Annotated in this window: 12 protein-coding genes and 1 pseudogene; all 13 read left to right on the top strand. The window is 55.4% G+C overall.

What is annotated here, in order from left to right; translation table 11 throughout:
- Positions 1–204: pseudogene (gene tuf, locus B2T33_RS20350) on the top strand (elongation factor Tu); the annotation flags it as partial.
- Between the two features lie 120 nt (positions 205–324).
- Complete coding sequence (rpsJ, locus tag B2T33_RS20345; RefSeq protein WP_008892173.1) at positions 325–633, top strand: 30S ribosomal protein S10; 309 nt, start codon at positions 325–327, stop codon at positions 631–633.
- A 16-nt stretch (positions 634–649) separates the two neighbouring features.
- Complete coding sequence (gene rplC, locus B2T33_RS20340; protein WP_008892174.1) at positions 650–1,366, top strand: 50S ribosomal protein L3; 717 nt, start codon at positions 650–652, stop codon at positions 1,364–1,366.
- Positions 1,367–1,371: 5 nt separating this feature from the next.
- Complete coding sequence (gene rplD / locus B2T33_RS20335) at positions 1,372–1,992, top strand: 50S ribosomal protein L4 (RefSeq protein WP_286793089.1); 621 nt, start codon at positions 1,372–1,374, stop codon at positions 1,990–1,992.
- Complete coding sequence (locus B2T33_RS20330) at positions 1,989–2,291, top strand: 50S ribosomal protein L23 (protein ID WP_008892176.1); 303 nt, start codon at positions 1,989–1,991, stop codon at positions 2,289–2,291. The genes rplD and B2T33_RS20330 overlap by 4 nt, the downstream gene beginning before the upstream one ends.
- Positions 2,292–2,295: 4 nt before the next feature.
- The gene (gene rplB, locus B2T33_RS20325) at positions 2,296–3,123 is read left to right on the top strand and encodes a 50S ribosomal protein L2 (protein ID WP_063087033.1); all 828 of its coding nucleotides are present in this window, start codon (positions 2,296–2,298) and stop codon (positions 3,121–3,123) included.
- Positions 3,124–3,139: 16 nt separating this feature from the next.
- Positions 3,140–3,418 carry a 30S ribosomal protein S19 gene (rpsS, locus tag B2T33_RS20320; protein ID WP_008892178.1) on the top strand — a complete coding sequence of 93 codons (279 nt, stop codon included), beginning with the start codon at positions 3,140–3,142 and terminating at the stop codon, positions 3,416–3,418.
- A gap of 2 nt (positions 3,419–3,420) precedes the next feature.
- Positions 3,421–3,801, top strand: a complete 381-nt coding sequence (gene rplV / locus B2T33_RS20315; RefSeq protein WP_008892179.1) for a 50S ribosomal protein L22 — start codon at positions 3,421–3,423, stop codon at positions 3,799–3,801.
- Positions 3,801–4,487, top strand: coding sequence for a 30S ribosomal protein S3 (gene rpsC / locus B2T33_RS20310; RefSeq protein ID WP_008892180.1), 687 nt, complete (start codon positions 3,801–3,803; stop codon positions 4,485–4,487). The genes rplV and rpsC overlap by 1 nt, the downstream gene beginning before the upstream one ends.
- 12 nt (positions 4,488–4,499) lie before the next feature.
- Positions 4,500–4,919 (top strand): 50S ribosomal protein L16, encoded by a 420-nt coding sequence (gene rplP / locus B2T33_RS20305; RefSeq protein ID WP_063087034.1) that lies wholly within the window; start codon positions 4,500–4,502, stop codon positions 4,917–4,919.
- Positions 4,920–4,925: 6 nt separating this feature from the next.
- A complete protein-coding gene (rpmC, locus tag B2T33_RS20300) occupies positions 4,926–5,126 on the top strand; it encodes a 50S ribosomal protein L29 (protein WP_008892182.1) in 201 nt (66 codons plus the stop codon).
- A 26-nt stretch (positions 5,127–5,152) separates the two neighbouring features.
- The gene (gene rpsQ, locus B2T33_RS20295) at positions 5,153–5,386 is read left to right on the top strand and encodes a 30S ribosomal protein S17 (RefSeq protein WP_008892183.1); all 234 of its coding nucleotides are present in this window, start codon (positions 5,153–5,155) and stop codon (positions 5,384–5,386) included.
- A gap of 34 nt (positions 5,387–5,420) precedes the next feature.
- On the top strand, positions 5,421–5,558 hold a 138-nt coding region (locus B2T33_RS20290), incomplete at its 3' end, for an uL14 family ribosomal protein (protein ID WP_286793092.1).

Below are 5,558 nucleotides of genomic sequence, written 5' to 3'. Positions count from 1 at the left end.
CGTCCGCAGTTCTACTTCCGTACGACTGACGTAACCGGTTCGATCGAGCTGCCGGCTGGCACCGAAATGGTTATGCCGGGCGACAACGTTCAGATGACCGCAACTCTCATTGCACCGATCGCAATGGACGAAGGTCTGCGTTTCGCAATCCGTGAAGGCGGTCGTACCGTCGGCGCGGGCGTTGTTGCCAAGATCATCGAATAATTTTTTCTCTTGATCTTTGTGGAGCGGGCGGCTATGTAAGCCGCCCGCAACACTTTTGCGGCAATCGTCAACTCCAGTTGAGGGGCCGGTGTCCTTTTGAGGGCTCCGGTACATAATTACATGGATAGTCAGAACATTCGCATTCGCCTGAAGGCGTTTGACCATCGCGTGCTGGATCAGTCCACGCGTGAGATCGTCAATACGGCGAAGCGCACTGGCGCAGAGGTCCGCGGCCCGATTCCGCTGCCGACCCGCATTGAAAAGTACACTGTTCTGCGGTCTCCGCACGTGAACAAAAAGTCACGCGAACAGCTTGAAATCCGTACGCACAAGCGTCTTCTCGACATTGTCGACCCGACCCCGCAAACCGTCGATGCTCTTATGAAGCTCGACCTTGCGTCCGGTGTCGATGTCGAGATCAAACTTTAATCGGGAGTAAGCCGCAATGCGTAGTGGACTTATTACCCAGAAGGTCGGTATGACCCGCGTCTTCAACGACGACGGTTCCCACCTTCCTGTAACCGTTCTGAAGGTCGAAGATCTTCAGGTTGTCGCCAACCGTACCAACGACACCGACGGCTACGTCGCTGTTCAGCTTGGTTATGGCAAAGCGAAAGTGAAAAACGTATCCAAGCCGATGCGTGGCCACTTCGCCAAAGCCAAGGTTGAGCCGAAAGCCAAACTTGCTGAATTCCGCGTGAGCGAAGATGGCCTGATCGAAGTTGGTGCAGAACTTGCTGCAACCCATTTCGTCGAAGGCCAATACGTTGACGTAATCGGCACGTCCATCGGTAAAGGTTTTGCCGGTGCGATGAAGCGTCACAACTTCGGTGGTCTGCGTGCGTCGCACGGTGTGTCTGTATCGCACCGTTCGCATGGTTCCACCGGTCAGTGCCAGGACCCGGGCCGCGTCTTCAAAGGTAAGAAGATGGCTGGTCACCTCGGTGCCGCACGTGTAACCGTTCAGTCCCTTAAAGTCGTGTCTTCGGACGCCGACAAAGGCCTGATCCTGGTGCATGGTGCCGTTCCGGGTCACAAGGGTGCCTATGTCCTTGTCAAGGATGCCGTGAAGCGTGCTGCACCGGAAGGTCTGCCGTTCCCGGCCGCGCTCAAGGGTGCTGCCCCGGCCGCTGAAGAAGCTGTCGCCGAGGATAAGGAATAAGCATCATGAAGCTCGACATTCTCAAACTTGACGCTTCCAAGTCCGGTAAGATTGATCTTGCAGAAGACATCTTTGGTCTGGAAGTACGTCGTGACGTCCTGCACCGCATGGTGAACTGGCAGCTGGCAAAACGCCGTGCCGGTACCCACAAGGTAAAGGAAAAGTCCGAAGTTTCCGCAACCACGAAAAAATTCGTGCGTCAGAAGGGTAGTGGCGGTGCACGTCACGGTTCCCGTAAAGCCGCACAGTTCCGTGGTGGTGGTACCGTGCACGGTCCGCGCGTTCGCGACCACGCACATGATCTGACCAAGAAGTTCCGTAAACTCGCGCTGAAAACCGCTCTGTCGGCCAAGGCAAAGGACGGTAAGCTTATCGTTCTTGATAATGCGGAATTCTCGGACGCCAAAACCAAGAATCTGGTCGCAGTTTTCACTAAACTCGGCTGGAAGTCTGCACTGATCATCGACGGTGCGCAGGTCAACGAAGGTTTTGCACGCGCAGCGCGCAACATCCCGCAGGTTGATGTGCTCCCGCAGATTGGTGCTAACGTCTATGACATCCTGCGCCGTGACACCCTGGTGCTGACCAAGGGTGCGGTCGAAGCGTTGGAGGCACGTCTCAAATGACGATCATCAGCAAAGAGCGGATGTACGAAGTCATCCGCGCCCCGCATATCACTGAAAAGTCGACGCTGATTTCTGAACACAACGCAGTTGCGTTCAAAGTTGCGATCGACGCCACCAAGCCGGAGATCAAGGCTGCTGTGGAAGGTCTGTTCGGGGTGAAGGTCAAGGCGGTCAATACCTCTGTGGTAAAAGGAAAGACCAAGCGTTTTCGCGGTATTTCCGGTCGTCGGAGCGATTTCAAGAAAGCGATGGTGACCCTCGAAGAGGGCCAGTCCATCGATGTGACTACGGGAATCTAAGACAATGGCTTTGAAGAAGTTTAAACCAACCTCTCCTGGTCGCCGTCAGCTGGTTCTCGTGGATCGTTCTGATCTCCACAAGGGCAAGCCGATCAAAGCGTTGACCGAAGGTCTTCGCAAGAAAGGTGGCCGTAACAACACTGGTCGTATCACCGCCCGCCGTATTGGTGGTGGTCACAAACGTCGTTACCGTCTCATCGACTTCAAACGTACCAAGTTTGACGTCGTCGGTACCGTCGAGCGTTTGGAATATGATCCGAACCGTACCGCGTTTATCGCACTGGTTCGCTATTCCGACGACGAGCTGGCCTACATCCTCGCACCGCAGCGTCTCGCTGTCGGCGACAACATTGTTGCCGCTGAACGCGTAGACATTAAGCCGGGTAACGCCGCACCGCTGAAGAACATTCCGGTCGGTACCATTGTCCATAACGTCGAACTGAAAGCCGGTAAAGGTGGTCAGGTCGCACGTTCAGCAGGCTCGTATGTACAGCTTGTTGGTAAGGACCAGGGTTACGCCCAGCTTAAGCTGTCCTCCGGTGAGGTACGTTTGGTTCGTGGTGAATGCATGGCTACCATCGGTGCCGTGTCCAACCCGGACCATCAGAACTCGAACCTTGGTAAAGCCGGCCGTAATCGCTGGCTTGGCAAGCGTCCTTCGGTTCGTGGCGTTGCCATGAACCCGATCGATCACCCGCATGGTGGTGGTGAAGGTCGTACGTCGGGTGGTCGTCACCCGGTTACGCCGTGGGGCAAGCCTACCAAGGGCAAACGTACCCGCTCGAACAAAAAGACCGACGCGCTCATCATGCGCCGTCGTCACAAGAGCTAACGGAGGAGGCTAGACTATGGCGCGTTCCGTTTGGAAGGGTCCGTTTGTTGACGGATACCTTCTTAAGAAAGCCGATACTGTCCGTGCCTCAGGCCGGAATGAGGTAATTAAGACCTGGTCGCGGCGTTCGACGATTCTGCCGCAATTCGTAGGCCTCACCTTTGGGGTTTACAATGGCCAGAAATTCCTGCCGGTGCTCGTGACCGAAGATATGATTGGTCACAAGTTCGGTGAATTCTCGCCGACCCGTACCTACTATGGTCACGCGGCCGACAAAAAGGCGAAGAGGAAGTAACGATGGGTAAGAAAGCTGACATCCGTCGGCTGGCGGATAACGAGGCCGCGGCTTCGCTCCGGGCAGTACGCATTTCCCCGCGTAAGCTCAACCTCGTCGCCGAGTCGATTCGTGGTATGAAGGCAGAAGCTGCTTTGGCAGAACTGACCTTCTCCAATAAACGCATTTCGCAGGACGTCAAAAAGCTGCTGGAATCGGCAATTGCTAATGCCGAAAACAACCATCAGCTCGATGTTGACCGTCTCTATATTAAAGAGGCATCTGTTGGTAAGGCCTTCGTAATGAAGCGCTGGCGCGCCCGTGCACGCGGTCGTGTTGGCAAAATCATTAAGCCGTTCTCCAACATGCGCATCGTCGTTTGCGAACGTGAGGAGGCCGAGTAATGGGTCAGAAAATTAATCCGATCGGTCTGCGCGTTGGCATTAACCGTACCTGGGATTCCCGCTGGTACGCCAACAAGGCCGATTTCGCTGGTCTTCTTCACGAAGATCTCGCGATCCGCAATTTCATCTTCGACCGTCTGAAACAGGCGGGTGTATCGAAGGTGATTATCGAACGTCCGGCGAAGAAAGCCCGCATTTCGATCCACACCGCTCGTCCGGGCGTTGTGATCGGGAAAAAAGGCCAGGACATCGAGAAGCTCAAGAACGATCTGCAGAAACTGGCAAATGCCGAAGTGCAGGTTAACATCATCGAGATCCGCAAGCCGGAACTCGATGCCAAGCTGGTCGCTGACAACATCGCCCAGCAGCTTGAGCGCCGTGTTTCGTTCCGTCGCGCTATGAAGCGCTCGGTTCAGAACGCAATGCGTCTCGGTGCCGGTGGCATTCGTATTAATGCTGCTGGTCGTCTTGGTGGCGCAGAAATCGCCCGTACCGAATGGTACCGTGAAGGTCGCGTTCCGCTGCATACCCTGCGTGCGGACGTTGATTATGGCACTTCCGAAGCACACACCACCTACGGTGTTTGCGGTCTGAAGGTCTGGATCTTCAAGGGCGAAATCATGGCACATGATCCGTTGGCTTCTGAGCGTCGCGCTCTCGAGTCGGCTGGTTCCGGTCGTAAGTAAGGAGATCCTGATATGCTTTCTCCGAAACGTACAAAGTTCCGTAAAGCCCACAAAGGCCGCCTCAAAGGGGAAGCCAAGGGTGGTACCGAACTTAATTTCGGCGCTTATGGCTTGAAAGCCATGGAGCCGGAGCGTATAACGGCGCGTCAGATCGAAGCGGCTCGCCGCGCGATCACCCGCCACATGCGCCGTCAAGGCCGTGTGTGGATTCGCGTTTTCCCGGATCTCCCGGTCTCGCAGAAGCCTGCCGAAGTCCGTCAGGGTAAAGGTAAAGGCTCGCCTGAATATTGGGCGGCACGCGTTAAACCGGGTCGGATCATGTTTGAACTCGACGGTGTTCCGTTGGATCTTGCACGCCGGGCTTTCGAGCTGGCGTCGGCAAAACTGCCGATCAAGACCAAGTTTGTCACCCGTCTTGGTGAAGGGGAGTAATTAGTGATGAAAATTGCTGATCTCCGCGCTAAAAGCGCTGACGAACTGAAGCAGCTGCTTCTGGACCTGCGTAAGGAATCGTTCAATATGCGTTTCCAGCAGGCTTCGGGGCAGTTCGAGAACACTGCGCGGGTCCGCCAGGTCCGTCGTGATATTGCCCGCATTAAAACCCTTCTCGGTAACGAGAAGGGTGCAACCGCGGCCTAACTGGACACGCAGAGGAGTAGACACACATGCCGAGGCGTGTATTGCAGGGGACAGTCGTTTCGACCAAAAACGACAAGACCGTGGTGGTCCGAGTGGAGCGCCAGGTCATGCACCCGCTGTATAAAAAGTACGTGCGTAAGTCGAAGAAATTCCACGCGCACGATGAAGAGAACCGCTTCAAAACGGGTGACGTTGTTCGCATTCGCGAATGCAAACCGATCTCGAAGTTGAAGTCTTGGGAAGTAGTGGTCGAGGAGTGAGTCCTCAGCCCAATCATAGTCAAGGGGTAAACCCATGATCCAGATGCAGTCCAATCTGGACGTCGCCGACAACAGCGGCGCTCGCCGCGTCCAGTGCATCAAGGTGCTGGGCGGCTCGAAGCGCAAAACCGCCAACGTTGGTGATGTTATCGTGGTTTCCGTCAAGGAAGCC

The organism is Thalassospira sp. UBA4513, assembly GCF_002388495.1.
Taxonomy (GTDB): Bacteria; Pseudomonadota; Alphaproteobacteria; order Rhodospirillales; family Thalassospiraceae; genus Thalassospira; species Thalassospira tepidiphila.
This window is presented reverse-complemented; position numbering and strand designations above follow the sequence as displayed.

Coding starts and splice junctions, on each gene's coding strand:
- rpsJ (WP_008892173.1), top strand. CDS start 325: ATGGATAGTCAGAACATTCGCATTCGCCTGAAGGCGTTTGACCATCGC.
- rplC (WP_008892174.1), top strand. CDS start 650: ATGCGTAGTGGACTTATTACCCAGAAGGTCGGTATGACCCGCGTCTTC.
- rplD (WP_286793089.1), top strand. CDS start 1,372: ATGAAGCTCGACATTCTCAAACTTGACGCTTCCAAGTCCGGTAAGATT.
- B2T33_RS20330 (WP_008892176.1), top strand. CDS start 1,989: ATGACGATCATCAGCAAAGAGCGGATGTACGAAGTCATCCGCGCCCCG.
- rplB (WP_063087033.1), top strand. CDS start 2,296: ATGGCTTTGAAGAAGTTTAAACCAACCTCTCCTGGTCGCCGTCAGCTG.
- rpsS (WP_008892178.1), top strand. CDS start 3,140: ATGGCGCGTTCCGTTTGGAAGGGTCCGTTTGTTGACGGATACCTTCTT.
- rplV (WP_008892179.1), top strand. CDS start 3,421: ATGGGTAAGAAAGCTGACATCCGTCGGCTGGCGGATAACGAGGCCGCG.
- rpsC (WP_008892180.1), top strand. CDS start 3,801: ATGGGTCAGAAAATTAATCCGATCGGTCTGCGCGTTGGCATTAACCGT.
- rplP (WP_063087034.1), top strand. CDS start 4,500: ATGCTTTCTCCGAAACGTACAAAGTTCCGTAAAGCCCACAAAGGCCGC.
- rpmC (WP_008892182.1), top strand. CDS start 4,926: ATGAAAATTGCTGATCTCCGCGCTAAAAGCGCTGACGAACTGAAGCAG.
- rpsQ (WP_008892183.1), top strand. CDS start 5,153: ATGCCGAGGCGTGTATTGCAGGGGACAGTCGTTTCGACCAAAAACGAC.